At 73.8% G+C, this 26879-nt stretch carries 19 protein-coding genes and 3 pseudogenes; 12 read left to right on the plus strand and 10 right to left on the minus strand.

The genetic code is table 11. The features are described from left to right. From AB0E07_RS28425 to AB0E07_RS28440, 4 genes and pseudogenes are all read left to right on the plus strand, one after another. A pseudogene (locus AB0E07_RS28425) lies at nucleotides 1–141 on the plus strand (ABC transporter permease); the annotation flags it as partial. Between the two features lie 8 nt (nucleotides 142–149). Beyond that, nucleotides 150–881 carry a sirohydrochlorin chelatase gene (locus tag AB0E07_RS28430; protein WP_362258177.1) on the plus strand — a complete coding sequence of 244 codons (732 nt, stop codon included), beginning with the start codon at nucleotides 150–152 and terminating at the stop codon, nucleotides 879–881. 123 nt (nucleotides 882–1004) lie between these two features. After that, nucleotides 1005–2279, plus strand: a pseudogene (locus tag AB0E07_RS28435) (GTPase-associated protein 1-related protein); the annotation flags it as partial. Between the two features lie 272 nt (nucleotides 2280–2551). Beyond that, nucleotides 2552–3574 (plus strand): GTPase-associated protein 1-related protein, encoded by a 1023-nt coding sequence (locus AB0E07_RS28440; protein WP_362258179.1) that lies wholly within the window; start codon nucleotides 2552–2554, stop codon nucleotides 3572–3574. Here AB0E07_RS28440 and AB0E07_RS28445 read toward each other — a convergent pair. Next, nucleotides 3546–4094 (minus strand): DUF1697 domain-containing protein, encoded by a 549-nt coding sequence (locus AB0E07_RS28445; protein WP_362258182.1) that lies wholly within the window; start codon nucleotides 4092–4094, stop codon nucleotides 3546–3548. The genes AB0E07_RS28440 and AB0E07_RS28445 overlap by 29 nt on opposite strands. Before the next feature lie 340 nt (nucleotides 4095–4434). On the opposite strand from AB0E07_RS28445, the gene AB0E07_RS28450 reads away from it, so the two are divergent. After that, nucleotides 4435–6702 (plus strand): MMPL family transporter, encoded by a 2268-nt coding sequence (locus AB0E07_RS28450; RefSeq protein ID WP_362258185.1) that lies wholly within the window; start codon nucleotides 4435–4437, stop codon nucleotides 6700–6702. A 104-nt stretch (nucleotides 6703–6806) separates the two neighbouring features. On the opposite strand, the pseudogene mgt reads toward AB0E07_RS28450, so the two are convergent. After that, a pseudogene (gene mgt, locus AB0E07_RS28455) lies at nucleotides 6807–8067 on the minus strand (macrolide-inactivating glycosyltransferase). Nucleotides 8068–8139: 72 nt separating this feature from the next. Here mgt and AB0E07_RS28460 point away from each other — a divergent pair. Then, nucleotides 8140–9003: an aminoglycoside phosphotransferase family protein gene (locus tag AB0E07_RS28460; RefSeq protein WP_362258187.1), complete on the plus strand. Its 864-nt coding sequence runs from the start codon at nucleotides 8140–8142 to the stop codon at nucleotides 9001–9003. 73 nt (nucleotides 9004–9076) lie between these two features. Here AB0E07_RS28460 and AB0E07_RS28465 read toward each other — a convergent pair whose 3' ends face one another. Beyond that, nucleotides 9077–9979, minus strand: coding sequence for a LysR family transcriptional regulator (locus AB0E07_RS28465; protein ID WP_362258190.1), 903 nt, complete (start codon nucleotides 9977–9979; stop codon nucleotides 9077–9079). An 80-nt stretch (nucleotides 9980–10059) separates the two neighbouring features. Here AB0E07_RS28465 and AB0E07_RS28470 point away from each other — a divergent pair, with 80 nt between their 5' ends. Continuing rightward, entirely contained in the window at nucleotides 10060–11085 is a 1026-nt protein-coding gene (locus tag AB0E07_RS28470; RefSeq protein ID WP_362258193.1) for a DMT family transporter, read from the plus strand. Next, nucleotides 11025–11555 (plus strand): YbaK/EbsC family protein, encoded by a 531-nt coding sequence (locus tag AB0E07_RS28475; RefSeq protein ID WP_362258196.1) that lies wholly within the window; start codon nucleotides 11025–11027, stop codon nucleotides 11553–11555. Before AB0E07_RS28470 ends, AB0E07_RS28475 begins: the two co-directional genes overlap by 61 nt. A 25-nt stretch (nucleotides 11556–11580) precedes the next feature. On the opposite strand, the gene AB0E07_RS28480 is transcribed toward AB0E07_RS28475, so the two are convergent. The 4 genes from AB0E07_RS28480 to AB0E07_RS28495 all read right to left on the minus strand — a co-directional run bounded on the left by AB0E07_RS28480 (nucleotide 11581) and on the right by AB0E07_RS28495 (nucleotide 16018). After that, a complete protein-coding gene (locus AB0E07_RS28480; RefSeq protein ID WP_362258200.1) occupies nucleotides 11581–12306 on the minus strand; it encodes a 3'-5' exonuclease in 726 nt (241 codons plus the stop codon). A gap of 143 nt (nucleotides 12307–12449) precedes the next feature. Next, the gene (locus tag AB0E07_RS28485) at nucleotides 12450–13700 is read right to left on the minus strand and encodes an SAV2148 family HEPN domain-containing protein (protein ID WP_362258203.1); all 1251 of its coding nucleotides are present in this window, start codon (nucleotides 13698–13700) and stop codon (nucleotides 12450–12452) included. Between the two features lie 112 nt (nucleotides 13701–13812). Beyond that, nucleotides 13813–15135, minus strand: a complete 1323-nt coding sequence (locus tag AB0E07_RS28490; protein ID WP_362258206.1) for a copper amine oxidase — start codon at nucleotides 15133–15135, stop codon at nucleotides 13813–13815. Nucleotides 15136–15190: 55 nt separating this feature from the next. Beyond that, nucleotides 15191–16018, minus strand: a complete 828-nt coding sequence (locus tag AB0E07_RS28495) for a Tat pathway signal sequence domain protein (RefSeq protein WP_362258210.1) — start codon at nucleotides 16016–16018, stop codon at nucleotides 15191–15193. Between the two features lie 181 nt (nucleotides 16019–16199). Between AB0E07_RS28495 and glgX the strand changes: the two genes are divergently transcribed. The 3 genes from glgX to AB0E07_RS28510 all read left to right on the plus strand — a co-directional run bounded on the left by glgX (nucleotide 16200) and on the right by AB0E07_RS28510 (nucleotide 22417). Next, nucleotides 16200–18317 carry a glycogen debranching protein GlgX gene (glgX, locus tag AB0E07_RS28500; RefSeq protein ID WP_362258212.1) on the plus strand — a complete coding sequence of 706 codons (2118 nt, stop codon included), beginning with the start codon at nucleotides 16200–16202 and terminating at the stop codon, nucleotides 18315–18317. A 72-nt stretch (nucleotides 18318–18389) separates the two neighbouring features. Then, nucleotides 18390–20732, plus strand: coding sequence for a malto-oligosyltrehalose synthase (gene treY, locus AB0E07_RS28505; RefSeq protein ID WP_362258215.1), 2343 nt, complete (start codon nucleotides 18390–18392; stop codon nucleotides 20730–20732). 437 nt (nucleotides 20733–21169) lie between these two features. Then, complete coding sequence (locus AB0E07_RS28510; RefSeq protein ID WP_362258400.1) at nucleotides 21170–22417, plus strand: M14 family zinc carboxypeptidase; 1248 nt, start codon at nucleotides 21170–21172, stop codon at nucleotides 22415–22417. 40 nt (nucleotides 22418–22457) lie between these two features. Here AB0E07_RS28510 and AB0E07_RS28515 read toward each other — a convergent pair whose 3' ends face one another. From AB0E07_RS28515 to AB0E07_RS28525, 3 genes are all read right to left on the minus strand, one after another. Continuing rightward, entirely contained in the window at nucleotides 22458–22880 is a 423-nt protein-coding gene (locus AB0E07_RS28515) for an SSI family serine proteinase inhibitor (protein ID WP_362258219.1), read from the minus strand. Then, nucleotides 22877–24229, minus strand: a complete 1353-nt coding sequence (locus AB0E07_RS28520) for a M14 family zinc carboxypeptidase (RefSeq protein ID WP_362258403.1) — start codon at nucleotides 24227–24229, stop codon at nucleotides 22877–22879. Before AB0E07_RS28520 ends, AB0E07_RS28515 begins: the two co-directional genes overlap by 4 nt. 153 nt (nucleotides 24230–24382) lie before the next feature. Further along, the gene (locus AB0E07_RS28525) at nucleotides 24383–24934 is read right to left on the minus strand and encodes a DUF1707 and FHA domain-containing protein (protein WP_362258222.1); all 552 of its coding nucleotides are present in this window, start codon (nucleotides 24932–24934) and stop codon (nucleotides 24383–24385) included. A 173-nt stretch (nucleotides 24935–25107) separates the two neighbouring features. Here AB0E07_RS28525 and treZ point away from each other — a divergent pair, with 173 nt between their 5' ends. Beyond that, on the plus strand, nucleotides 25108–26853 hold the full coding sequence (gene treZ, locus AB0E07_RS28530) for a malto-oligosyltrehalose trehalohydrolase (protein WP_362258225.1): 1746 nt from the start codon (nucleotides 25108–25110) through the stop codon (nucleotides 26851–26853). Nucleotides 26854–26879: the final 26 nt, after the last annotated feature.

The following is a 26879-nucleotide window of genomic DNA, read 5'->3' on the forward strand; positions in this document are numbered from 1 at the left end:
GGGCGCAACAACGCGAGCATGTCCCAGGTCTTCCTGGCCATCTTCCTGATCCTGCTCGTCGGCATCGCCATCGACCTGCTGATCTTCAGCCCGCTGGAGCGCAGGGTGCTGCGCGGCCGCGGGCTGCTGGCGAAGGGCTGAGGTACGCCATGCCGGTCCTCCTCGTCATCGCGCACGGCAGCCGCGACCCGCGGCACGCCGCGACCGTGCACGCCCTGGTCCGGCGGGTGCGGTCGACGCGCCCCGGGCTCCGGGTGGAGACCGGCTTCCTCGACTTCAACGTCCCCTCGGTGCCGGCCGTCCTGGAGTCGCTCGCGGCGGAGGGCGTCCGGGACATCGTCGCCCTGCCGCTGCTGCTGACCCGCGCCTTCCACGCCAAGGCGGACATCCCGGCCGTGCTCCGGGCCGCGCCGGCGCGGCTGCGGATCCGGCAGGCGGAGGTGCTCGGCCCCTCCCCGCTGCTCCTCACGGCGCTGGAGCGGCGCCTGTACGAGGCGGGCCTGACGCCCGCCGACAAGTCCTCGACCGGGGTCGTGCTGGCCTCGGCGGGGTCCACCGACCCGGAGGCGGGCGCGGTGATCGCAGAAATCGCGCGGGAGTGGCGGCACACCGGTTGGTGCGCCGTGCGGCCCGCGTTCGCCTCCGCGTCCCTGCCCCGCACCGAGGACGCGGTGCGGGAACTGCGCGCCCTCGGCTGTGCCCGGGTGGCCGTGGCGCCCTACGTCCTGGCGCCCGGGTTCCTGCCGGACCGCATCGCGCGGGGCGCCGCCGAGGCGGACGTCCTCGCCGAGGTGCTCGGCCCGGCACCGGAAGTGGCCCGGCTGCTGCTGGAGCGGTACGACGCGGCCCGGGTGCCGACGCTGGCCGCGCTCGGCGCCTGATCGCCCGGTCGGCCCGGTCGGCCGGCGGATCGGACCTGGGCGGATTCGGCGAAACTCCCCCTGTTCCGGGGGCCGTTCTGCTGGGATGGTGCCCCGAACGGCGATGCGAGAAGGAGCGGGCGAGTGACGCCGGCGCAACTGCACTACACGTCGGCTCCGGCCGGGCCGGACGGTCCGGGTCCCCGCTTCACGGCCGTCGGCCCCGAGGTGCCCCGGGACGTGCTGGCGGAGGCCGAGCTGCTGGTCCGGTACGAGCCGCCCGGGGACGCCCCGCGGCGGGCGGACGCCGAGCGGCTCAGGAGCTTCCCGAAGGCGCTCAGTTTCAGCGAACTCTCCGACGGCGGACGGCTGCTGAGCCGCTCCGTGCACACCGGTGCGGACGGATTCGGGAGCCGGGGCGGCTTCCACGCGCACGCCCTGTACCTGCCGCCCGGTGCGCGGCTCCCGGACGGCGCGCTGCCCATCACCGCGTGGGAGTCGGCCCGCTGGAGCGACACCGCGCCATCGGACGGACGTGCCGAACCGATCGGCCGGTTCGAGCCGTCGGAACCGCTGCGCACCGAGCGGCTGGTGTCGTTCGCCCGGTCCCGGGCCGCCCGGCTGGCGTGGTTCTTCGCCGACCTGCGCGCGGTGGCGGGCGATCCGGGCGCCGGGAGCATCGTGCTCGTGGAGCACGACAGCGCCGACGTGGCCCGGTGGATCGCGCTCGCCTGCTCGGTGCTGCCCCGGGAGCAGGCCCACCGGCTGACGTTCACCACGTACGCGCGGCGCCCGGGGGAGGCGCGCCAGCGGATCGTGGGGGCGCTGCCGTCGTCGGAGCGGGTGCCGGAGGGCCGCGGCCGCCGGGTGCACGACTGCACGGCCGAGTCGCCGTCCGGGCCGGTACCCGACGCCTGGGCCGACGTGTACGCCCGGGTCTGGCTCGCGGGCCGGCCCGACCTGCTGCGCGAGCCGGCGGACGGGCTGGGCGCGCTGTCGGTGCGGGCGCTGACGGCCGGTGTCGGGCTCCGGCCGGACGCGCGGGCCGCCGCGGCACGCTGGGCGGCCGGGCAGGAGCTGCCCGAGCCGACGCTGACCGCGCTGATCGGCGCGTTGTGCGCGGCCGTGGAGGACGACCGGGAGGAGACCGCGGCGGGCGCCGCGCTGCTGGAGCGGCTGGACGGGCGGGTGTCGGCCGCGGTGTCCGCTCCGCTCGCCGCGCGGGTGCTGGCCGCCGCGGTGCTCGGGGGCGGCGCGGTGCCCGCGCTGCGGGCCGGGGCCCTGACCCCCGAGGACCGCGCCGGGCTGGCCCGGCGGCTGGCGCCCGCCCTGCGGGCCGGTCTGGCGGACCCCGGCGCCGTCGACGGCCGGGCGCTCGCCCTGCTCCGGGTCGCCGATCAGCTCGACGTCGACTGTCAGGACCGACTCCCCGAGCTGGCGGACCGACTCGCCCGCGCCCTCATCCCGGCCCCGTCGCAGGCCCGGCCGGCCGAGCCGACACCGGACCACCCCCTGCCACCCCCCTCCTGGCCCACCCCGGAACGGACCGGCCGGACCCCGGGACGCCCCACGACACCGCCCACTTGGCCCGCCCCGGAACGGACCGGTGAGACCCCGGAGCCGCCCCCCGCGGCGCCCGTGCCGGAGGCAGTCGTCACGGGGGCGGCGGCGCGGGCGCGCTGCTCGACGCGGTGCGCGATCACCCGGCGCTGCGGATCGCCCTGTTCACCGCGCTGGACGCGCTCGCCGCCGCCGATCCCGGCGGCGCGGCAAGGGCGTTGGCCGGGTCGGAGCTGCCGGTGCGGTCCCAGCCGGCGTTCCCGCATCTGCGGATGTGCGTACTGCTGGAGGAGTCGAACGAGGGGGAACGCCCGGCCCGCTTCCACCACTTGCTGCGCACCGGCGGGGTGTCCCCGCACGCGGACAGCACGGTGCTGCGGACCGCGCTCGCCCTGGTGTGGGCCGGCGCGCTCCCGTCGGGCCGGGAGGCACGGCTGCTCCTCGACGAACTGGGGTCGGACCTGCACCGGTCCGCCGGCACCCGGGAGCGGCTGGTCGACGCGGCCCTCGGTGCCCCTTGCGACGACCCCGACGTCCCGGCGCTCGCCGCCGATCTGCTGCGCTGCTTCGGCCCGGAGCTGCCGCCGGGACAGCGGGCGGCGCTGCGGCGGCTGGAGTTCGCGGGCCTGCTGGGTACGCCCGCCGAGGGGGAGAACTGGGTCGAGCGGGCGCTGACGCCGGGCCCGGAGGGGGACGAGCCGGTACCGGACCGGATCACCGCCCGCGTCCACGAGGCCCTCGCCCGCCGGCTCGTCCGGCCGGACGCGCCCGAGAGCGAGCTGTACGCCCTGGCCCGCTCGGACCGGGCCGCGCCGCACGCGGCGTACGCGCGGGCGGGGCGCTCCGAGGAGGTGGGCGCACGGCTGCGTTCCGAGCCCTCGTACGTCGCCTTCTGCTTCTGTGCCTGGAGCGCCTGGCCGGGGACCAGCCCGGCCTGGGACAGGACCGGTCCTGAGCTGCTCCAGAAGGTGCTGCGGCCGGTGGTGCGGGCGCTGTCCGCCGAGGACCTGGCGGCGGTGGAGGCGGCGCTCGACCGGGCGGGGCGCGGGAAACTGGACGCCTTCCGCTCCTGGAACCGGCCCGGCAGGCTGGGCCGGCTGACGGGGCGTCTGTCCGGACGCGGGATCAGCCGGCGGTCAACTCCCGGAGCTTGACCACGGTGTTCCAGTTGCGGGTGGTGGCGACGACGCCCTTGTTCACCCGGGGCTTGGCGAGCTGCTCGGCGAGCTTGGAGCGGCCGAGTCCGTTGGGGGCGTGGAGGTACAGGCACCGGTCGCCGAGCCGGAACTCCTCGGGCAGGAAGGCGGCCGGGTCGATGCTGGCGAACCGGTCCTCGGTGACGGGCCCGGAGAAGTAGGTGACGTGCAGTTGCCTGGCCTCCAGTTCGGCGGCCGGGAAGGGGCACGCGTCGACGACGGCGGCGAGGTAGGCGTGGTCGCGCACGAGGACGTCGACCGTGAACCCGAAGTGCTTCTCGATCGCCTCCGAGATCGCGGCGGCCCAGGAGTCCTCGTCGCCCGTCGCGGCGCCGAACACGGCCTGGCCGCTCTGGAGATGGGTGCGCACGTCGTCGAGGCCGAGCCCGCCGAGCAGGGTGCGCAGCTCGGCCATGGGGACCTTCCGGGCGCCGCCCACGTTGATGCCCCGCAGCAGCGCGGCGTACGTCGTCGTCATCCGGACACCATAAGGCGGCCGTCGTGCCCCGTGGGGGTGGGCACGACGGCCGGTGCCGCGGATGCGGACTGCGCTGAACTCTGACCGATCCGGAGGGCGTCGATCAACAGCTACACGCACCTGTGACTTATTCAACAAGGTTTTGTAATAACAAAGAGGCCGGAAATAGATGTAAGGGGCCTCCTCCTCCCCAGTGGGGAGAAGCCGGGGTCCAGGGGGATGATTCCCGCCCCCTCCAGTTCACCGGGGAGCACGACGAGACGGCTTTATCCGCCCCATACCTTCGAAACGAAAGGTGGCGGCAGGGGGCTGCCACCGCACACAAGGGGGCAAGCCCGTCATGGGGAACGGAGACATACGGGTACGGGGCCTGGCCGCCCGGGCAGGCGGCTGGAGCGTCCGGCACCGATGGGCTGCCGTCGGCATCTGGGTGCTGTTCGTCGTCCTGGCGATGGGGCTCGGTTCGGCGGCGGGCCGGGTGGACGTGGACGAGAGCCAGTCGCTGAAGGGTGAGACCCACACCGCCGCGAAGATCATCGAGGACTCGGGGATCGAGGAGCCGGCCGGGGAGACCGTGCTGGTCCAGGCGGAGGAGGGCGGCCCGAAGGCCACCGACGCCGAGTTCCGCGCGGCGGTCACCGCGGTGATGGAGGCGGTGGAGGCGACCGGCGAGGTCACCGACGTCTCCTCGCCGTACGACCTGGACACCGTCTCGGAGGACGGCCGCAGCGCGCTGGTCCAGTTCGACATGCGCGGAGACGCGGAGACCGCGAGCGAGCGGGTCGAGCCGGTGCTGGAAGCCGTCGCCGGGGTGCAGAAGGACCATCCGTCGCTGACGATCGAGGAGATCGGCGCGGCGAGCATGATGAAGACGTTCGACGACGCGTTCGGGGACGACTTCCAGAAGGCCGAGTACTCGGCTGTGCCCGTGGCCCTCGGCATTCTGCTCATCGCCTTCGGCGCGCTCGTGGCGGCGCTGCTGCCGGTGCTTCTCGCGATCACCGCGATCATGGCGACGATGGGTCTGATGGGCATCGTCAGCCATGTGATGCCGATGGGCGACGTCGCCAACTCGGTGATGCTGCTGGTCGGTCTGGCCGTCGGTGTCGACTACTGCCTGTTCTATCTGCGCCGTGAGCGCGAGGAGCGGGCCGCGGGCCGGGACGCGCAGACGGCGCTGCGGATCGCCGCCGCCACCAGCGGCCGCGCGATCGTGGTCTCGGGTGTCACCGTGTGCGTGGCGATGGCGGGCATGCTGTTCACCGGTATCGCCGACTTCGAGGCGATGGGGCTGGCCTCGCTGATCGTGGTCGCGGTCGCCATGGTCGGTTCGGTGACCGTGCTCCCCGCGATGCTGTCGCTGCTCGGCCACCGGGTGGAGAAGGGACGGCTGCCCTACCTGCACCCGGAGAGCAAGCTGCGGCGCAGGCGCGCCGGGGCGAACCAGGACAGCCGGCTGTGGACGGCCGTGCTCGGCGCCGTGCTGAGGCGTCCGGTGGTCGCGGTGGTCGTGGCGACCGGCGCGCTGCTGGCGGTGGCCGCGCCCGCGGTCGGGATGAAGACCCAGAACCTCACCCTGGACCAGGAGTTCGGCGACTCGCTGCCGATCGTGCAGACCTACAACCGGGTCAACGACGCCTTCCCCGGCGGCTCGGAGCCGGCCGAGGTGGTCGTCAAGGCGGACGACATCAACTCCCCCGAGGTGCAGAGCGCGCTCGCCGCCTTCAAGAAGGAGGCCGTGGACTCGGGTGCCTCGCGCGGTCCGGTCGAGATCGAGCTGCACGCCGAGCAGGGCCTGGCCTTCGTGTACGTCCCCCTGGTCGGCGGCTCCGACCTGGACAAGGCGGGCGAGAGCCTGGTGAAGCTGCGCGACGAGGTCCGGCCGGCCACGCTGGGCGGGGTCGACGGCGTCGAGGCGCCGATCACCGGACAGGTCGCGGGCAGCCACGACTTCAACAACCAGCTGGCCGGAGCGGTCGTCCCGGTCTTCGCCTTCGTCGTGCTCTTCGCCTTCCTGCTGATGCTGCTGTCCTTCCGCTCGCTGACGATCGCGATCACCTCGATCGCGCTCAACCTGCTGTCGGTGGGCGCGGCCTACGGCGTCCTGGTCGCCGTCTTCCAGCACGGCTGGGGCGCCTCCCTGGTCGGGGCGGAGGGCGTCGGCGCCATCATCAGCTGGCTGCCGCTGTTCCTCTTCGTGATCCTGTTCGGCCTGTCGATGGACTACCACGTCTTCGTGGTCTCCCGGATCCGTGAGGCCTGGCTCAAGGGCCGTACGACGAACGAGGCGATCAAGCACGGTGTGGTCACCACGGCGGGTGTCGTCACCAGTGCCGCGGTCATCATGGTCGCCGTGTTCGCGATCTTCGGCACGCTGTCGATGCAGTCCATGAAGCAGATGGGCGTGGGTCTGGCGGTCGCGGTGCTGATCGACGCGACCGCCATCCGGGGCGTGCTGCTCCCGGCGGTCATGGCGCTGCTGGGCGAGCGCAACTGGTACCTGCCGAAGTGGCTGGAGCGGCTGCCGGACCTCACGCACGACGAGGCCCCGGAGGAGGTCGCCCGCCCGACGGCCCGGGACGACGAGGGCGAGCGCGTGCCCGTATAGGGCGTGTTGCGAAAGTCCCGGCCCAGGACAGAGGGCCCGTCGGTTCACGGGGGAACCGACGGGCCCTCTTCCGTCGTGCGGGCGTTCCCGGTCGGCGGACTCGTTCAGCGGGTGGGGAGTTCGGCCTCGATCAGGTCGGCGGCCCGGCGGGTGCCGCCCTCCTCCGCCATCTCCGCCTGGATCCCCTTCAGCCGCCCGGCGACCTCGGGGTCGTCCAGGAGGGCGAGCGCGGCCTCGCGCAGCGCCCCGGCGGTGGCCTCCTCGGTGGGCAGCTTCCGCGCCACGCCGAGGGCCTGGAGCATGTCGGCGTTGCCGAACTGGTCCACGGCCTGCGGTACGGCGATCATCGGGGTGGCGGTGGCCAACCCCTCCTGGCTGCCGCCCGCGCCGGCGTGGGTGACGAACAGGTCGGCCTGCTTCAGGACAGCCAACTGCGGTACCCACGACCGCACTTCGACGTTGGCCGGTACGTCACCCAGCTCGGCGGGGTCGACATGCCGGCCGATCTGGAGCACCAGGTGCCAGCCGGGGAGCCCGGCGAAGGCCCGGACGCACTCGCGGTAGAAGGCGGGCCGCTTGGTGAAGGACGAGCCGAGCGAGACGAGTACGACCTTCTCCGCCTCGGCGGGCCGCTGCCATTCCCCCTCCGCGGTGCGGTCGCCCTGGCAGGCGCCGACGAAGGAGTGCACCGTCCCGTCGACCCGGTCGGCGTTCGGCTGGAGTGCCCTGGGGATCAGGACCAGGGAGCGGTCGGGGCGGCCGACGAAGGGGTCGGGGTCCTGGGTGACGCCGTTCTCCTCCAGCCAGCCCCGGAAGCGGGCGTAGTAGGCGCGGCCCCGCTCGGTGCTCTTCGGCTCGGCCCACATCGGCTCGGCGATCTCCTCCTCGTACCCCTCCCAGGCGACCAGGTTCGGCGAGAGGGAGACGGCGGGCACGCCCCAGCGGTGGGCGAGGACCCGGGCCGGGTAGGAGGTGATGTCGTGCAGGACGAGGTCCGGTTCGTCGCCCTCGTAGGCGGCGAGGAGTTGCGGCAGCGCCTGGATCGCGTCGGCGAGGAACGGCTCGACGTTGTCCAGCAGGGTGCTGCCCCAGGCCTCGGGGTCCGCGTCGGGACCGGGCAGGGTGGAGTTCCACAGCCTGGGCTCGGCGCCGGTCTCGGCGACCTTCTCCGCGAACGCGGGCGGGATCGCGTAGGTGACCCGGTGCCCGCGCGCGACGAGTTCCCGGATCACTTCGAGGCTCGGGTTCACGTGGCCGTGGGCGGCGATGGAGAACATGGCGATGTGCGCGGGTGAGGTCATGTGATCGACAGTAAGCGAGACGAGACGTCTCGTGCAACTTCTTTCCGTGTCCTCGCCCGCGCACACCGCCCGACCTGTACGAATGCGAGACTGGCCGCCGCACGACCATTCACCGAGGGCGACACGGAGGCGGACGATGGACGAGACGCGGGCCCGGCGGGTGCTGGCCGCGGCCGGGGTGCTGCCCGGCCCGGCAGGGGACGCGGTGCTGCTCGCCCTCGGGGAGAACGCCGTGTTCGCCGCGGACGACCTGGTCGTCAAGGTGGGCCGCGACGCCGCGCTGCTGGACCGGGCCCGGCGCGAACGGGACATCGCGGTGTGGCTGGCCGAGTCGGGCGTACCGGCGGTCCGGGCGGCGGGGCCCGAGCCGCTGCTGGTCGAGGGACACCCGGTGACCGTGTGGCACCGGCTGCCCGATCCGGTGCGCCCCGCCGAACCCCGCGACCTGGCCGAACTGCTGCGGATCGTGCACGCCCTGCCCGCCCCCTCCTTCGCCCTGCCGCCGCGGGACCTGCTCGGCGGTGTGGAGCGCTGGCTGCGGCTGGCGGGGGACGCGGTCGACCCGGCGGACGCCGCGTATCTGCGCCGGCGGCGGGACGGCTTCGCCGAGGCGGCGGCCGCGCTGACCCCGAGGCTGCCGCTCGGGCCGATCCACGGGGACGCCCTGCCGCGGAACGTGCACATCGGCCCCGACGGGCCCGTCCTGGTCGACCTGGAGACCTTCTCCCTCGACCTCCGCGAGCACGACCTGGTCGTACTGGCCCTGTCCCGGGACCGGTACGGACTCCCGGCCGCTGCCTACGAGTCGTTCGTCTCCGCGTACGGCTGGGACGTGCGGGAGTGGGCGGGGTGCTCGGTGCTGCGCGGCGCCCGGGAGACGGCCAGCTGCGCCTGGGTGGCCCAGCACGCGCCGAGCAACCCCAAGGCACTGGCGGAGTTCCGCCGCCGGGTGGACTCACTGCGCGAGGGCGACGAGACGGTCCGCTGGTTCCCCTTCTGAGCCCCGCCGGCCCCTCGGAGCCCCGCCGGACCCCTCGGAGCCCCGCCGAACCCCTCGCCCCGGGTGGGCGGGCTCAGGGCCGCTCCTGGATCGACCGCGCTGCCGCGCGCAGCGCGCCGAGCACCGTGCGGACCGCCTTGCGCGCGGTGCGTTCCGGGCGGTACAGCGCGTCGATGTGACGCCGGGCCCGCACACCGCTGAGCGGCCGGAGCGTCAGGGCGGGGTGGGGGCGCATCGTCCAGCGGGGCATCAGCGCGATCCCGCCGCCGGCCGCCACCACCTCGGCCACCACGGCGAACTCGTTGATCCGGTGGGCCAGTCGCAGCCGGCGCCCGGCCGCCGCCGCGACGGCGTCGACGGTCGCCAGCACCGGGAAACCGTCGTGCACGGTGATCCAGGGCTCGTCGGCCACGTCCAGCGGGGTGAGCCGGCGCTTCGCGGCCAGCGGGTGCTCCCTGGGCAGCGCCACGTCCAGCGGCTCACGGAGCAGCGTGGTCACCGTGACCGTGTCCGGCCAGGGCGGGGCGTGGTCCAGGCGGTGGGCGAGGACGATGTCGTACTCCCGGGTCAGCCGGGGGAAGTCCTCCTGCGGGACGTCCTCGTCGGCGAGGCGCGGCACCGGGTTCCCCGGACCGGCGAGGGCCCGCAGCAGAAGCGGGAAGAAGGCGCCGCCCGCGCTGTGGAAGGCCGCCACCGACACCTCCCCGTCCGGCCGCTCCACGAACTCCTCGACGCTGCCCCTGGCCCGCGCCAGCGCCTGCTCCACCTCCACGGCCGCGCCTGCCAGCGCCTGGCCGGCGTCGGTCAGCACCAGCCGCCGGCCCTGCCGTTCGGTGAGCGGGACCGGGATCGCCCGCTGGAGCAGTCGGAGCTGCTGGGAGATGGCCGAGGGCGTGACCAGCAGCGCCTCCGCCACGGCCGTGACACTGCCCAGTTCCCCGAGTTCGCGCAGGATCCGCAGCTGCCGTTCGTCCATGCGGACAGTGTAGGAGTTCTAAAAGATCGTTTTAGGAACTGCCTCTGGGCTTCAGGGACGTTCCGGTGCACTGTGGGCGGGTGTCCGACGTCCGCCGTACCGATGCGGTACTCCTGCTGGTCGCGATCGTCTGGGGATCGAGCTATCTCTCCGCCCAGACCGCCACCGCCGCCCTGCCCGTGCTCCTGGTGCTGTTCGCCCGCTACGCCCTGTCCGCGCTCGCCTGCGCCGGCCTGGTCCTCGCCCGGCGCGGCGCGCGCCGGTGGACACGGGACGAACTGCGCGCCGGGGTGCCCCTGGGGCTGACCCAGGCGGCCGTCCTCGTCGTCGAGACGTACGGCGTCGCCCACACCACCGCCGCCAACGCGGGGCTCATCATCAGCCTGACCATCGTGCTGACCCCGCTCCTCGACCGCGCGGGGCGTTCCGGCGCCGGGCTGCCGGCCGCGTTCTACGCCGCCACCGGGGTGTGCGTGCTGGCGGTGGCCGTGCTGATGTCGGGCAACGGCTTCCACGCCCCGCGCCTCGGCGATGTGCTGATGCTCGGTGCCGCGCTGGTGCGGGCGGGCCATGTCGTGCTGGTCGGACGGCTCACCGTCGGCCGGGCGGTCCGCCCGCTGCATCTGACGGCGGTGCAGACGCTGGTGGGCACCGTGCTGTTCCTGCCCTTCGCCGGGGCCGGACTGCCGACGCTCGCCCGCGCCGACGCCGCCACCTGGACGCAGCTGGTGTATCTGGCCCTGTTCTGCAGTGTGTTCGCCTTCCTGGCGCAGACCTGGGCCGTCCAGCGCAGCTCCGCGAGCCGGGCCAGTCTGCTGCTGGGCACCGAGCCGCTGTGGGCCGTCGCGGTGGGCATCGCCCTGGGCGGCGAGCACCTGACCGCGCTGACCTGTCTCGGCGCCGCCCTGATGCTCACCGGCACCTACTGGGGCCAGGCCGTCGAGCGCGCCCACCGTACGGCGGTGCCCTCCGGCCCCGCCTCCCCCGGCCTCCCGCCCCCGCCCCCGACCCCGATCCCGGCGGACCGCACCGAAAAGGACCTCGTATGCCCGAGCAGGACAACCACGGCCAGGCCCCCGGCGAGCACGACACCTACGAGCGGCTGATCTCCCTGCTCGACTCCTCGGGTGCCGGCTACCAGCTTCTCGACCACGCGCCCGAGGGCGCCACCGAGGCCGTCTGCGCGCTGCGCGGCCACCCCGCCTCCGAGGCCGCGAAGTGCATCGTGCTGCGGGTCAAGGTCGACCGTCGCACCACCCGCCATGTGCTGGCGGTCGTCCCCGGTGACCGCCGGGTGGACCTGGACGCCGTCCGGGACCTGTACGCGGCGCGCTATGCGGGCTTCAGCGACGCGGAGACCGCCGAGCGGCTGGCCCGTTCGGTGCCGGGCACGGTCCTGCCGTTCAGCTTCGACCCGGAGCTGGAGGTCGTGGCCGATCCCGGGGTGGTGAGCCGGCCGAAGCTGTACTTCAACGCGGCCCGGCTCGACCGCTCGCTGCTCATGTCGGGCGCCGACTACGCGCGGCCGGCCGAGCCGCGGGTGGAGCCGATCGCCGCACCGGCGGCCACGGGCTGAACCGGGCCCGCCGCGCGGCCGGGGGTCAGACGACCCGCTCGTCCGCGGGCGCGCGCAGCGGCCAGGTGCCGTCCACCACGGCCTGCGGATCGCCCTTGCGGCGCAGGAAGTCCTGGAAGTCCGCCGCCCACGCCGCGTACCACTCGATCTGGCTGCGGTGCAGCTCCGCGGGTCCGAGGGCGGCGATCTTGGGGTGGCGGTCGGCTATCGCGCCGGCGAGCCGGGCGGCGGCCAGGGCGTCGGCCGAGGCGTCGTGCGCGGAGTCGAGCGGGACGCCGTACTCGGCGCAGACCGCCTCCAGGTTGCGCTTGCCCCGGCGGTAGCGGTCGGCCCAGCGGTCGATGGTGTACGGGTCGACGACGGGCGCCGGCTCCCGTCCGCCGAGCCGCTCGCTCAGCGACGGCAGCCCGTGGCGCCGCAGTTCGGCGGAGAGCAGGCTCAGGTCGAAGGCGGCGTTGTAGGCGACGACCGGGACGCCGGTCCTCCAGTAGCCCGTCAGGACCTCCGCGATGGCGTCCGCCACCTGGTCCGCGGGGCGGCCCTCGGCGGCCGCGCGTTCGTTGCTGATGCCGTGCACCGCCACGGCGTCCGCCGGGATCTCCACGCCGGGATCGGCCAGCCACTCCCGGCGCCCCAGCGCCCGGCCCCCTCTGACCTCGATCACGGCCCCGGTGACGATGCGCGCCTCGCTCGGGTCCGTCCCGGTCGTCTCCAGGTCGAACCCGATCAGCAGCTCACGGTGCCAGCCCATGGGCGGTCCCCCTTCTTGGTGGTGCTTTCCCCCAATGGTCTCCACCTTCCCATGAGCCACTGACAACCAGAGGGGCGCGTTCCGCTTGACCGGGGGACAGCTCCGGACAGAGAGGAGCGAATCACCCCCGCCACCCGGCCCGCTCAGGACACCGGCCGGGAGTCCGCCCAGGCCGCCTCGAACTCCTCGCGGTAGGTCGGGAAGAGTCCGCCCTCGTCCGCGTCGCCCGCCTTCACCACCCGGTTCCCGCCGCGCAGCACCAGCACCGGCGCCTCCATGCCGCGGGTCCGCCGCAGATAGGACTGCACCACGGCGACGCCGTCCGAGCCGTCGCCGTCGACCAGGTACGCCGTGAAGCGGGGCGTCTCGTCGTAGACCTGGATCTCGAAGGCGCCGGGGTCGCGCAGCCGGGCCCGGACCCGGCGCATGTGCAGGATGTTCATCTCGACCGAGCGGCTCAGCTCCCCGCGCTTGATGCCCAGCTCCCGCTCACGGCGCTTGACCGCGCTGGAGGCCGGGTTGAGGAACAGCAGCCGCACCCGGCAGCCGGACTCGGCGAGCCGCACCAGGCGGCGGCCGGAGAAGTTCTGCACCAGCAGGTTGAGGCCGATGCCCAGGGCGTCGAGGCGGCGGGCGCCGCCGAAGATGTCCTCGGCGGGGAACTGCCGCAGCAGCCGCACCCGGTCGGGGTGGACGGCCACCACGTCGCCGAAGCGGTCGCCGACCAGTTCCTCGACCGCGTCGACCGGCAGCCTGCGCGCGGAGGGGACGTCGCCGCCCGTGCCGAGGCTCTCCAGCAGCCGCGCGGAGGCCCGTTCGGCCTGGTTGAGCACGGCCTCGGACAGGGCCCGGTTGCGGGAGACGACGTTGCGGGTCACCTCCAGCTCGTCCAGGGCCAGTTCGACGTCCCGGCGCTCCTCCACATAGGGCTCGAAGCACGGCCAGTGCTGGATCATCAGCTCGCGCAGCTGCGGCAGGGTCAGGAAGCTGAGCACGTTGTCGTCGGCCGGGTCGAGCAAGTAGCCCTTGCGGCGGCTGACTTCACGGACGGCCACCGCGCGCTGCACCCACTCCTGGCCGGCCGGACCGGCCGCGGCGACCACCCACTCGTCGCCGTGGACGGGTTCGTAGATGGGGCGGAGCACGGCGGCCACGACCGCGCGCAGCCGCTGCTCGACGAGGTTCAGCCAGATGTAGGCCCGGCCGGCGCGCTGGGCGCGGGTGCGGACCTCGTGCCAGGCGTCGGCGTCCCAGTCCAGCTCCGGTCCGATGGAACCGGCGCCCGTACCGGCGTCCATGGGACGCGCCAGGGACACCGTGCCGGGCGGGACGTCTGTGGAGTTCCCCTCGTGACCCTCGTCACCAGGGGGCAGCTCCAGCCCTCCCGAGCCCACCCGCGCACCGCCTTCCGCTCCCCCGAGCACTCCCCGTGTCAACGATCAAGGAAGGGTACTCCGGGACCGGTCGGCGGTGCAGCCGGATGGACAGGGTCGTTTCTCAACTACCTCAGTCGAGGCGGCCGTTCGCGTCGGCCAGCTCGGCCGGAGTGAGCGGATTCATAGCGGTCACATCACGTGGGGCGAGCGAGAAGCCCTGCCAGTGGACCGGCATGGGCTGCTGGTCCTCGTCCCGGGCGATGTGGTGGAAACCCACGTTGACCCAGACCACCGGGTTCTTCAGGGGCTCGCCGTTCACCCACTTGTCGACCGACTTGCCGGTGTGTCCGGCCCCGCAGCTGAGCGGGTTGTTGCTGGCGTACTGCTCGCACTTGTTGTACTGGGTGAAGTACACGTCGTGCTTGGTGAATCCGCGGCCGGTGTACTTGGCGTTGGCGCCCGGGACCAGCTCGTAGGAGCGGGGGTGGCCGTCCTTGTTCTTGCCGGTCGCGCTGACCACCCGCCACCAGCGCATGTTCTTGGCGTCGCCCGCGAGTTCCTTGGTGACCTTGGTGCGGGTGGTCTTGTTGGTGGGCGTGCGCTGCCCCGGGGCGGCCGGGGTGATCTTCGAGTCGTACTGCTCGATACGGCCCTTGGAGGAGCCGTCCAGGCCGAAGTTGAGCCGCCAGAACACGTTGTGGTTGTGGCTGAGGGCCTTCGCCGCGGCTCCCTTGCCGATCGGCCAGCCCTGGCCGTCGGCGGCGTCGTAGTCCTGCGGGGCGAGGCTGCCGGTGGCGCCGACGTTCATGTGGATGGTGCCGTCGTCCTGGAAGCGCCACTCGGTGATGTACTCGTACCAGCTCACCTTGTTGACGGCGTACACCAGCAGGTCCTTGCCCTGCTTCTGGTACAGCTTCTGACCACCCGTCAGGGGCTGGTTCAGCAGGCGGTACGCGTGCCCGCGGGAACGGGTCGTGGTGCACAGCCCCTTGACGTTGCGGCTGTCGGTCGACTCCGGGAAGCGGACCTTGACGGTGCGGATGGTGCCGCCGGGGCACTCGCCCGCCGCCAGGTTCTCCAGGCCGTCGCCGAAGTAGTAGCTCGTGAGGTCGTCGAACTCCTCCGAGCCGTCGTCGTAGGGCACATGGATCTGGGCCAGCTTGGCGCTGTTGAGCACCTTGATCGGCCTGGCCTCGCCCGGCGGCTGGTAGGTGACGTCCTCCAGGATGATCCCGGCCATCGCCTCGTGGCGCCAGCACATGCGCCAGGTGGTGCCGTTGGAGAGCTTCTGCTCGATGCGGTAGGCCGCACTGCAGTCCGGGGCCGCGGCCGGGGCCGCCTCGGGCTGAGCGGCGGCCGGACCGGCGCCCGCGGTCGCGCCCGCCGCCAGTCCGGCCAGGGCGAGCGCCAGAGCCGTCCGCCCGGGGGCACGGCTCACTCGGTTCACGCGCATGAAGAAATGACTCCCTCGGATAAGGAGCGATACGGAAAGGGTGAGGTGAGCGGGGTCAGCGGTCGGTCTCGGCGACCGTGCGGGCGCTCAGGTCGATCACGAGGTGCCGGGTCTCGATCCAGGGGCCGTTGACGGCCTTCGGGAAGAGCCGGGCGCAGCGGTGCTCGCCGCACCGGTCGATCACCGCGGGCTGGGCGCCCGGAGTGGACCGGTAGACCATGCTGGACAGCTCCAGCTGGTCGGGCGAGGTCAGCTCCTTGCCGGTGGCGTCCTTGTAGTCGGCCTTCAGGCCCGCGCTGAGCGGGTCGGCCAGCAGGATGCGCGCGGCCTCGGTGTTCTCGGCCCGGCTCAGCGGCGGCTGCACGCCCCGCTGGGTGGCGGTCCGCTCGACCTTGCCGGTGTCGAGGTTCACGGTCTTCGTGACGAGCGTGTCGTCCTTGTAGTCGTAGAAGGTCACCTCGGCCCGGCGGGGCGCGGATGCGCCGTCCAGCTCGTCGGTCTCCGGCTCGGCCAGGCCGACTCCGAGCCGCTGCGGGCCGCGCTCCCCGTCCACGTTCTCACTGGACCGGGCCAGCTGCCGGTCCAGGGCGAGGTGCGCGACCCTGGTCAGCTCACCGTCGGTGAGCGGGTCGCGTCCGGTGCCCCGGTCGCCGTCCGCGGGAGCCTCCTGGACCACACCGGGTGCGACCGACGCGTCCTGCCCCTGCCCCTGTCCCTGTCCTCGCGCCTGCCCCTGGGCCCCCGCCCCGGCGCTCGCGCCTCCCGTCCCCTCGGCCCCCGCCGTCCCCGGCAGGGTGACCGCGACCATCGCCGCGGTCCCCGCCAGGGCTATCGCCGCACCCGCCACCACCTTGCCCAGATGGCGGTGCACTGTGTCGCGCACGTTGTTCCCCCTACTCCCCCTGGGTCATCGGGAGTATGTGTCTGCCCCACAAGTTCGGCATACGCCGTATGCCTGGTCGCCCGGTAAGAGGGACGTAAGGCAGGGGTGGTTCCCTCACTTTCGGGGAGACTCGGAGTCAAGGCGCCCCCGCGGGCGCGGTCCACCTGAAAGAGTCGTGTGCATGCAGGTCTGGCCTGGAGAGGCGTACCCACTCGGTGCCACGTACGACGGCGCCGGCACGAACTTCGCGGTCTTCACGGAGACCGCGGACCGAGTAGAGCTGTGTCTGCTGCACGACGACGGCTCGGAGACGGCGGTGGAACTGCGGGAGAGCGACGCCTTCGTACGCCACGCGTACCTGCCGGGCATCATGCCCGGCCAGCGGTACGGCTTCCGCGTGCACGGCGCGTACGCCCCCGAGCGGGGGATGCGCTGCAACTCCGCCAAGCTGCTCCTGGACCCGTACGCGAAGGCGGTCAGCGGCTCGATCCGCTGGGGCGAGGAGGTGTACGGCTACCACTTCGGCGCGCCCGACGAACGCAACGACCTGGACTCCGCGCCCCACACCATGTCCTCGGTCGTGGTCAACCCCTACTTCGACTGGGGCGACGACCGGCGGCCGCGCACCGACTACCACCACACGGTGATCTACGAGGCCCATGTCAAGGGCCTCACGATGAGGCACCCGGGGCTGCCCGAGGAACTGCGCGGCACCTACGCGGGGCTCGCCCATCCCGCGGTCATCGAGCATCTGACCCAACTGGGTGTCACGGCGCTGGAGCTGATGCCCGTACACCAGTTCGTGAACGACCACCGGCTCGTGGACATGGGCCTGAACAACTACTGGGGCTACAACACCATCGGCTTCTTCTCCCCGCACAACGCCTACGCGTCCTGGGGCGACCGGGGCCAGCAGGTGCTGGAGTTCAAGTCGGCGGTGAAGGCACTGCACGAGGCGGGCATCGAGGTGATCCTCGACGTCGTCTACAACCACACCGCCGAGGGCAACCACCTGGGCCCGACGCTGTCCTTCCGGGGCCTGGACAACCTCTCCTACTACCGGCTCACCGACGACCGCCGCTACTACATGGACACCACGGGCACCGGGAACTCCCTGCTCATGCGGTCCCCGCACGTCCTTCAGCTGATCATGGACTCGCTGCGGTACTGGGTCACCGAGATGCATGTCGACGGGTTCCGCTTCGACCTCGCGGCGACGCTGGCCCGGCAGTTCCACGAGGTGGACCGGCTGTCGTCCTTCTTCGACCTGGTGCAGCAGGACCCGATCGTCTCCCAGGTGAAGCTGATCGCCGAGCCCTGGGACGTCGGCGAGGGCGGCTACCAGGTGGGGAACTTCCCGCCGCTGTGGACCGAGTGGAACGGCAAGTACCGCGACACGGTTCGGGACCTGTGGCGCGGTGAGCCGCGCACGCTCGCGGAGTTCGCGTCCCGGCTGACCGGCTCCTCCGACCTGTACCAGGACGACGGGCGGCGCCCGCTGGCCTCCATCAACTTCGTCACCTGCCACGACGGCTTCACCCTCAACGACCTGGTCTCCTACCACCACAAGCACAACCAGGCCAACGGCGAGGACAACCGCGACGGCGAGAGCCACAACCGGTCCTGGAACTGCGGCGCGGAGGGCGACACCGACGATCCGGCCGTGCTGGAGCTGAGGGGGCGCCAGCGGCGCAACTTCATCGCCACGCTGATGCTGTCCCAGGGCGTGCCGATGATCAGCCACGGCGACGAGTTCGCCCGCACCCAGCGGGGCAACAACAACGCCTACTGCCAGGACAGCGAGCTGGCCTGGCTGAAGTGGCCGGACCCCGAGGAGGAGGACGGCGAACTGCTCGACTTCACCCGGGCGATGGTGTGGCTCCGCCGCGACCACCCGGTCTTCCGCCGCCGCCGCTTCTTCCACGGGCGGCCGGTGGAGGGCACCCACGACGACCTGTCGGACATCGCCTGGTTCACCCCGGAGGGCAAGGAGATGACCCAGCGGGACTGGGACTCGGCGCAGGCGTCCGCGCTGACCGTGTTCCTCAACGGCAACGCGATCTCCGAGCCGGGCTCCCGCGGGCAGCGCATCACCGACGACTCCTTCCTGCTGATGTTCAACGCGGCGCCCAGAACCCTCGACTTCGTCGTGCCGGTCAACCACGGCCGGCAGTGGCAGGTGGTCGTGGACACCGCCCGCGTCGACGGCGTCCCCTCCGGCACCGGCGCGAAGGTGCAGGCCGGGGACGCGCTGACGCTGGTGGACCACAGCATGGTGGTGCTCCAGCGGCCGGTGTAGAACGCCCGCGCGTGCGGGGGACGTGGGGGTCACCATGACAGGAAGCGCGGCCGGAGGGGTACGTAGCTCTCCATGACACCTGAGCGCTCTGTCCCGGTGACACCCACGTCCACCTACCGGCTCCAGCTCCAGCCCGAGTTCCCGTTCGGGGCCGCCGCCGAGGCGGTGCCGTACCTGGCCTCGCTCGGCGTCTCCCACCTGCACCTGTCCCCCGTACTGGAGGCGGTGCCCGGCTCGACCCACGGCTACGACGTGGTCGACCACGCGCGCGTACGGGAGGAACTGGGCGGCGAGGAGGGCCTGCGCGCGCTGTCGCGCACCGCGCGGGAGCACGGACTCGGCCTCGTCGTGGACATCGTGCCGAACCACATGGCGATGGCGCAGCGCCACAACCGCGCCCTGTGGGAGGTGCTGCGCGAGGGCCCCAAGTCGCCCTTCGCGCGCTGGTTCGACATCGACTGGGAGGCGCGCGGCGGGCAGGTGCTGCTCCCCGTGCTCGGCGGGCCCCTCGGCGACGAGCTGGACCGGCTGGAGGTCGACGGCGACGTCCTGCGCTACTACGACCAGCGCTTCCCGCTGCGCGAGGGCACCGCGGACCTGCCGCTGCCGCAGCTGCTGGACGCCCAGTGGTACCGCCCGGTGTGGTGGCGGCTGGCCCGGACGGAGCTGAACTACCGCCGGTTCTTCTCCATCTCGGAGCTGATCGGGGTGCGGGTGGAGGACCCGGAGGTGTTCGAGGCCACCCACGGCAAAATCCTCGCGCTGCTGCACGAGGGCGTCGTCGACGGCCTGCGCGTCGACCACCCCGACGGCCTCGCCGACCCGGACGCCTATCTGCGGCGCCTGCACGAGGCGACCGGGGGCCGCTGGACGGTGGTGGAGAAGATCCTGGCGGACGGGGAACGGCTGCCCGCCGCCTGGCCCGTCGCCGGCACCACCGGGTACGACGCCCTGCGCCACATCGACGGCCTGTTCGTCGACCCGGCCGGGTTCGGCGAGCTGCTCGGCCACTACCGGCGGTTCGCGGCCCCGCAGACCGACCGCGGCGGCCAGTGGGAGGCGACGGTGCGGCGGGCCGCGTACAAGGTCGTCACGCACGAGCTGGCCGCGGAGACGGACCGGCTGACCCGGGCCGCGGACCGGGTCTGCGCGGCCTCCCCCGACCCTGCGCTGCGCGACCGCGCGCCCTGGGCGCTGCGCACCGCGCTGGAGGAGCTGCTGGTCCGTATGGAGGTCTACCGGCCGTACGCCAGTGGCGACCCGGCCGCGGTCGTCACCGAGGAGGCCGCCGCCGAGGCCCGGCAGGCGTTCGTCGTGCCGGAGGAGGCGGGCGCCGTCGACGCGGTGCGCGCGCTGGTCCTCTCCGACGCCGACGGGCCCGAGCAGGTGGAGTTCCGCACCCGGTTCGCGCAGACGGCGTCGGCGCTGCGGGCCAAGTCCGTGGAGGACACGGCGTTCTACCGCTACGTACCGCTGCTGTCGGCGACCGAGGTGGGCGGGAACCCGGGCGCCCCGGCCGTGCCGCCGGCCGACTTCCACGCCTACTGCGCGCGCGTGCAGCGCGACTGGCCCGCCACGGGCACGGTCGTCTCGACGCACGACACCAAGCGCAGCGCCGACGTACGGGCCGCCCTCGCCGTCCTCACCGAGTGCCCCGAGCGGTGGGCGGACGTACTGACCGAGGTGACCCTCACCGGCGAGGGCGTCCCCGACGCCCAACTGGCCTGGGCCGCCTGGCAGACGGTGTTCGGGCTGGGCCCGGCCGACCCGGAGCGGGTGCGGCAGGCCCTGCTCAAGCACGTGCGGGAGGCGGGCATGTACACCAGCTGGACGGAGCAGGAACCGCCGTACGAGGAGGCGGTCTCGGCCTTCGTCCTGGCGGGGCCGTGCGGACCGGCCGGGGACCATGTGGCCGCCCTGCGCGAGCGGCTCGCCCCGCACGTCCGGGCCAACCTGCTGGGCACCGCGCTGCTCCATCTGACGATGCCGGGCGTGCCGGACGTGTACCAGGGCACCGAGGGCGAGTACCGGGCGCTGGTGGACCCCGACAACCGGCGCTCCGAGGGGTTCCCGCCCGCCGGGGCCGGCGAGAAGAACGCGTTGACGTCGGCGGCGCTGCGGCTGCGCGCCCGCCGTCCCGCGGCCTTCGGGGAGACGGCGTCGTACGGCCCGCTGACCGCCGAGGGCCCGGCGGCCGACCACTGCCTCGCCTTCGAGCGCTCGGGCGAGGTGGTCACCGCGGTGACCCGGCTCTCGCTGCGGCTCGCGGAGGCGGGCGGCTGGCGGGACACCCGGCTGACGCTGCCCCCGGGCCGGTGGACCGACGCGCTGGACCCGGAGCGGGAGTTCACCGGGGAGGTGGAGCCGGCGAAGCTGTTCGACCGGCTTCCGGTGGCACTGCTGGAACGGGCCTGAGGCGGGGCGGTCCCGGGTCGGCTGCGACCCGCACGCCGCGGCCCCGCCGGAACACGCCCGAGGCCGGCCGTCCGAGGGCGCGCCCGACCCGCTTCCCGGGGTGGGTGCGACCCCGCTTCCCGCGGCCCCGCCGGAACGCGCCCGGCGTGCGGGCTTGTGGCCCGCGCCGGTCGGTGGGTCCTGTGACCGGCACGTACCCGCGCCCGCTCCAGGCGCCCGCCCGGCCGGTCCGGCGCGTCGGCGACGGTGGTTCCCGCCCGGTCGGAACGGCCGGCGTCGCGCCCCGTCCGTAGCACCTGTCCCGGCGGGCCGGGGCCGGCCGGGGCGGGTGCCGCCGGATGCCATCGGGCGCCCCCCGGAGGCTCCCCCGGAGTCTCCTTGACAGCGCACCGCACGCGTGGGGTACTGCGGAGGGCGAGGCCGGGCGGATGACGGGGGTGAGTGTCCTGCCGGAGCTGCGCTACCCCACGGTGACCGAAGTCGTCTCGGCGGCACGGGCGTTGGCGGCCGGGCCGGGCCCGTGCGCCCTGCGGCGGGTGGGCGTGTCCCGGGCGGGCCGCCCGCTGCACCTGCTCTCCGTGGGGCGTGCCCCCACCGCCGTGCTGGTCGTCGCCGGCGCCCACGCCAACGAGCCGACCGGCGGTCCCACCGTCCTCGCGCTGGCCGAACGGGTCCTGTACGACCGGTCGTTGCGGTCCGGTGTCTCCTGGCACTTCCTGCTGTGCGCCGACCCCGACGGGGCGAGCCTGTTCGACGCCCCGGCGCCCCGCAGCCTCTTCGACTACCACCTCGGGTTCTTCCGGCCGGCCGGACCGGAGCAGCCGGAGTGGGCGCCCTCGGTGCTGCCGCCGGACCGGCTGCCGCCCGAGACGCTCGCGCTGACCGGGGTCATCGACGAACTGCGCCCGTACCTCCAGGCGACCCTGCACGGGACCGATCTGGGCGGCAGCTGGGTGCAGCTGACCGAGGAGGTGCCGGGGCTGGCCGGGCCGTTCGCGAGGTCGGCGACGGAGCTGAACATCCCGGTGGAGACGGGCGCCTCGGACGCCGCGGGCTGGCCCGCGTCCGGGCCGGGCGTCCATGTGATGCCTCCGCTGGGGGCGGGGGCGGCGTACCCGAGCATGCCGGACGACGCGCGGCACAGCACCTGGCACCACGTGCACCGGTACGGCGGTCTGACCGCGGTGGTGGAGGTGCCGATGTGGGCGAGCGACCTGGTGGACGATCCCGTACCGCATCCGGCGCCGGCCGCGGCCATGCGCCGGCTCGCCGAGCGGCTGGTGCGGGACGGCGCCGCGGTGGAGGACGTGCTCACCGAGGCGGGGCCGCGGCTGGAGGGGGTCGGCGGGCCGCTGCTGCGGGCCGCGCGGTGGGCGCTGGAGCTGGTGCCGGGGCTCGCCGACGACTGGGTCCGCACGGTGCCGGCGGACGACACGCGCGCCTACATCGGCAGTGTGGACGCCTTCGGGCGCCGGCTGCCGTTGCGGGCGGCGGCCATGCTGCTGCGGGTGCTGCGGGCGACCGGGGACCGGGCGGCTCCGGAGCTGGAGCGGCTCGTGGCGTCGTGGAGCGATTCCTTCGAGCAGCGGTTCAGGGCCCGCTGGGTGCCGTTGGAGCACCAGGTCGAGCATCAGGCCCGTACGGTGCTGGCGGCGGCGGTGCACGCGCGCGACCGGGCCGGGTGAGCCCCGGCGCCGCGGGCGCGGGCACCGCCGCCCGCGGCCGTCAGCCGTCCAGCGCGAACACGGCGCCCGTCAGCGCCTGCAGCTCGCAGGGGTTGCCGAACTGCCGCTCGTAGGCGACCGGTTCGCCGTTCCACCGGCCCTCGGCGCGGGCCGTGACGGGGGCGTAGAGCATCGCGCAGACGGCGTCCCGGGGGGTGAGGCGTGCGATGTCGCCGTCGACCCCGGTCAGCGCCTCGCACGCCTCGGCGGCCCGGGTGTGGCCCTGCGGCGGGTCGCACATCAGCAGGGTGCCGCGGGTGTCGCTGGACCGGCTGTCGCCCGTGGTGAGCGTGAGGTAGAGCCAGTTGCCGGGGATGGTCTCGCGGTCGGCGGCCCGTGCCGGGAGCGCCGCTGCGGCGAGGAGGCAGGCCGCCGCCAGGACGCCCAGGGCGCGTCCCGTCCGCACTGTGGTGGAGTGTGTCATTCCCGGTGCATCGGCACGGCGGCCTGCGAACCCCAGTCGGGCTCACTCGAACGGGGAGGCACCGGCGCGCGCCGCAGGGCCAGGTCGAACGCGGCGAGCACCACCCGGGACTGGTACTCGACCTGGCGCGCGACCGGGATCCAGCGGGCTCCGCAGCCGTCGCGGTAGTCGTCGCACCACAGGTCGACGAGGCGGTCCAGCTCGGGCAGCACGCCGGCCGGGTCGCCGTCCGTGCCGGAGACCAGCCGGTGCAGCAGACCGGCGGTGCGCAGCGCCAGCCGCCGCCCGGCGATCCGCAGGGTGGCGAGATGGGCGGTGGTCAGGGGCGGCAGCGGCTGGGCGTCGGCGGTCACGATGTCGGGGTCCCAGGCGTCGGCTAGGCCGGGGCAGACCAGTAAATAGTCGTCGACCGGGGCGAGGAGACGTTCGGTCTCGGGGGTGGCGGGCAGATGGTGCCGGGTCCGGGCGAGGAGGCGGGCGAGGAGCCGTGAGTCCTGCCGCAGGGTGCGGCTGACCGTGCGCAGGACGGCGGCCGGGTCGGCGGGGACGGTGTCGTCCTCCACCGCGGCCACGCCCCACATGGGTGCCTCCAGCACCGCGGTCACCGTGCCGTAGCGGTGGGGGTGGAACCAGGTCGACTCCACGGCGGCCTCGGTGATCGCGGCCGCCAGGTCGCCGCGGCGGGGCGGCGGGATGCGGTAGACGGCCGGGCCGAGACGCGGCCAGTACAGGGTGTCGTAGGGGCCGAGTTCGCGGGGGATGCCGAGGCGGGCCGCGATGTGGGCGAGGCGGCGCGGGAAGCCGGGCAGGTCGTGGGTGAGTTCGGCGAAGCCGCCGCCGACGTCGACGCCGTGCAGGGAGCACTGGAGGAAGGGCCGCAGTTCGTCCTGGAGGGCGAGCAGGGCGCGGGTCTCGGGCAGCTCCGCCCGGTCCGCGCCGTCGGGCAGCCACTCGGGCTGCTCCAGGAAGCCGGGCCGGAAGAAGTTCCGGAAGTAGCGGCCGAGGGTGTACGGGCCCTGGAGCCAGCCCTCGTTGCGGCGCAGGCCGTCGGGGTCGAGGCAGAGCAGGAGGTTCCAGGTGGTGTCGGCCCCGGTGTGGCGGCGGGGGTCGGCGAGGACGCGTTCGGCGAGCCGGAGGGCGGTGGCGCCGCCGACGGGTTCGTTGGCGTGCGGTCCGGCGACGACGAGGGCCTGGCGGCTGCCGCGGCCGACGGAGAGCAGCCAGAGCGAGGTGCCCGCGCGGGAGGTGCCGACCCGGCGCAGACGTGCCTCGGAGGGGTGGCGGGTCACCAGTGCTGCCGCCCGCGCGCCGAGTTCGTCGACGGTCGGGTAGCGGAGGAGTGGCAGCAGGGCGCACCTCCGCGTGCCGGTGCCGTCGGTTCACCTGATGTGCATGAGGTACGCACAGTCAGTCACGGTTGCGGCGGTACGTCAACACCCTGGTGGGGACGGGGATTCCACCCACCGCACCCTGTAAGGCCCAGGCCAGAGCTAAGGTCGGGCTCAGTTCAGGGCGAGGCGGAAGGCCATCCGGCCGAAGCCGACCTGGTCGCCCTCGCGGACGACGGCCGCGCCGATGACCCGCCGCCCGTTCACCGTGGTGCCGTTGGTCGAGCCGAGGTCGCGCAGCACCCACATACCGCCCTGGCGGGTCAGTTCGGCGTGCACCCGGGAGACCGTCTCGTGGGTCAGCCGGAGCCCGTTCGCCGGGTCCCGCCCGATCCGCAGCGGGTGGCCGCCGCCGGGGTGGGGCAGCAGCAGCTTGGGCAGCCGCTCGGCCTGCCAGGCCCGGCGCAGCCGCACCCCGAAGCCGGAGACCGCCTCGACGGTGCCGAAGACCGCGCGGGAGAGCCGGCTCTCCCGGGGCAGGTCGGCGGTGAGGGCGAGCAGCTCGTCCGAGCGGCGGGCGACGAGGGCCAGCTCCATGCGCCGGATGAACGTGTCGTGCGAAAGACGCCCCAGGGCGACGCCGTCACGGAGCACCTTCAGCGCCTTGTCGCGCTCCGCGTCCGAGAGCCGCGCGGGGTACGTGTTGAACTCGAAGGACGACGTCACGTTCGTGATTGTCGGTCAGCGGGGCCCGGGTGTCCAGAAGACGAGAAATCGGCCGCCACGCACGCGTACCCGACGACACCCGCCGCAAAAGGGAAGATTCAAAAGCGGATTGATCTCGTTTGAAGCACCATGGACGGGCTACATCACGGTGAGCAGACGAAGGGGAACCGTCCGTGCAGTTCGAGGTGTGGGCACCTGAGGCCGGCCGTGTGGCGCTCCATTGCGGGGACGCCACACGCGCGTTGGAGCGCGATCCGGAGCGAGAGGGGTGGTGGCGGGGTGAGGCGGAGGCGCGGGACGGCACCCGGTACGGGTACGCGCTGGACGACGGTCCGGTGCTCCCGGACCCCAGGTCCCGGCGCCAGCCCGACGGCCCGGACGGCCGCAGCGCCGTCGTGGACCACGGCGGGTACGCCTGGCGGGCGGACTGGGAGGGACGTCCGCTCCCCGGGGCGGTGCTCTACGAACTGCACGTCGGCACCTACACCCCCGAGGGCACGCTGGACGCGGCCGCCGAGCGGCTCGGGCACCTCGTCGAACTGGGCATCACCCACGTCGAGTTGATGCCGCTGTGCCCCTTCCCCGGCCGGCACGGCTGGGGGTACGAGGGGGTCTCGCTGTGGGCGGTGCACGAGCCCTACGGCGGCCCCGAGGCGCTGAAGCGGTTCGTGGACCGGGCGCACGGGCTCGGGCTCGGTGTCGTCCTCGACGTGGTGCACAACCACCTCGGCCCCTCGGGCAACTACCTCCCGGCGTTCGGACCGTACTTCACCGAGACCCATCACACGCCCTGGGGCGCGGCGGTGAACCTCGACGCCCCCGGCTCCGACGAGGTGCGCGACTACTTCCTCGGCAGCGCGCTGGCCTGGCTGCGCGACTACCGCGTCGACGGGCTCAGGCTGGACGCGGTGCACGCGCTGCGGGACACGCGCGCGCTGCACTTCCTGGAGGAGCTGTCGACGGCGGTGGACGCGCTCGCCGAGGACGTGGGCCGCCCGCTGTTCCTGATCGCCGAGTCCGACCTCAACGACCCGCGGGTCATCACCCCGCGCGCCGAGGGCGGTCTGGGCCTCCAGGGACAGTGGAACGACGACTTCCACCACGCCCTGCACACCGCGCTGACCGGCGAGTCCCAGGGCTACTACGCCGACTTCGGGCGCTCCCCGTTCCCGGCCCTCGCCAAGACCCTCACCGGCGGCTACTTCCACGACGGCACCTACTCCAGCTTCCGCGGCCGGCACCACGGGCGGACCCTGGACCGCTCCCGGGTGGCCGGGCACCGGCTGCTGGGCTACAGCCAGACCCACGACCAGATCGGCAACCGCGCCCAGGGCGACCGGCTCTCCGCCTCCCTCTCCCCCGGTCTGCTGGCCTGCGCGGCCGCGCTGACGCTGACCGCGCCGTTCACGCCGATGCTGTTCATGGGCGAGGAGTGGGCGGCCGGCACCCCGTGGCAGTTCTTCACCGACCACACCGACCCCGAGCTGGCCGAGGCGGTACGGCGGGGCAGGCGCCGGGAGTTCGCCGCGCACGGCTGGGCCGAGGAGGACGTCCCCGACCCGCAGGACCCGGCGACCCGCGACCGGTCCTGTCTGGACTGGTCGGAGCCCGACCGGGAGCCGCACGCGCGCGTGCTGGACTGGTACCGGCGGCTGATCGCCCTGCGGCACGAGCAGCCGGACCTCACCGATCCCGATCTCGCCGACACCAAGGTCGCCCACGACGGGCTGCGGCGCTGGCTGGCCTTCCGGCGCGGGGACGTGCGGGTGGCCGTCAACCTCGGCAAGGAGTCCGCCGAGATCCCGCTGGGTCCCCGCAGGGCCCGGGTCCTGGCCGCGTGGGAGCCGGTGGAGGTGCCCGGGGCGGACGGGGTGCTCCAACTGCCCGGGGAGTCGGCCGTGGTGCTGCTCCAGGAGTGAGCCGGGGGCGACGGGGAGGGCGGGCG

Source organism: Streptomyces sp. NPDC048002 (assembly GCF_040653275.1).
Classification (GTDB): Bacteria; Actinomycetota; Actinomycetes; order Streptomycetales; family Streptomycetaceae; genus Streptomyces.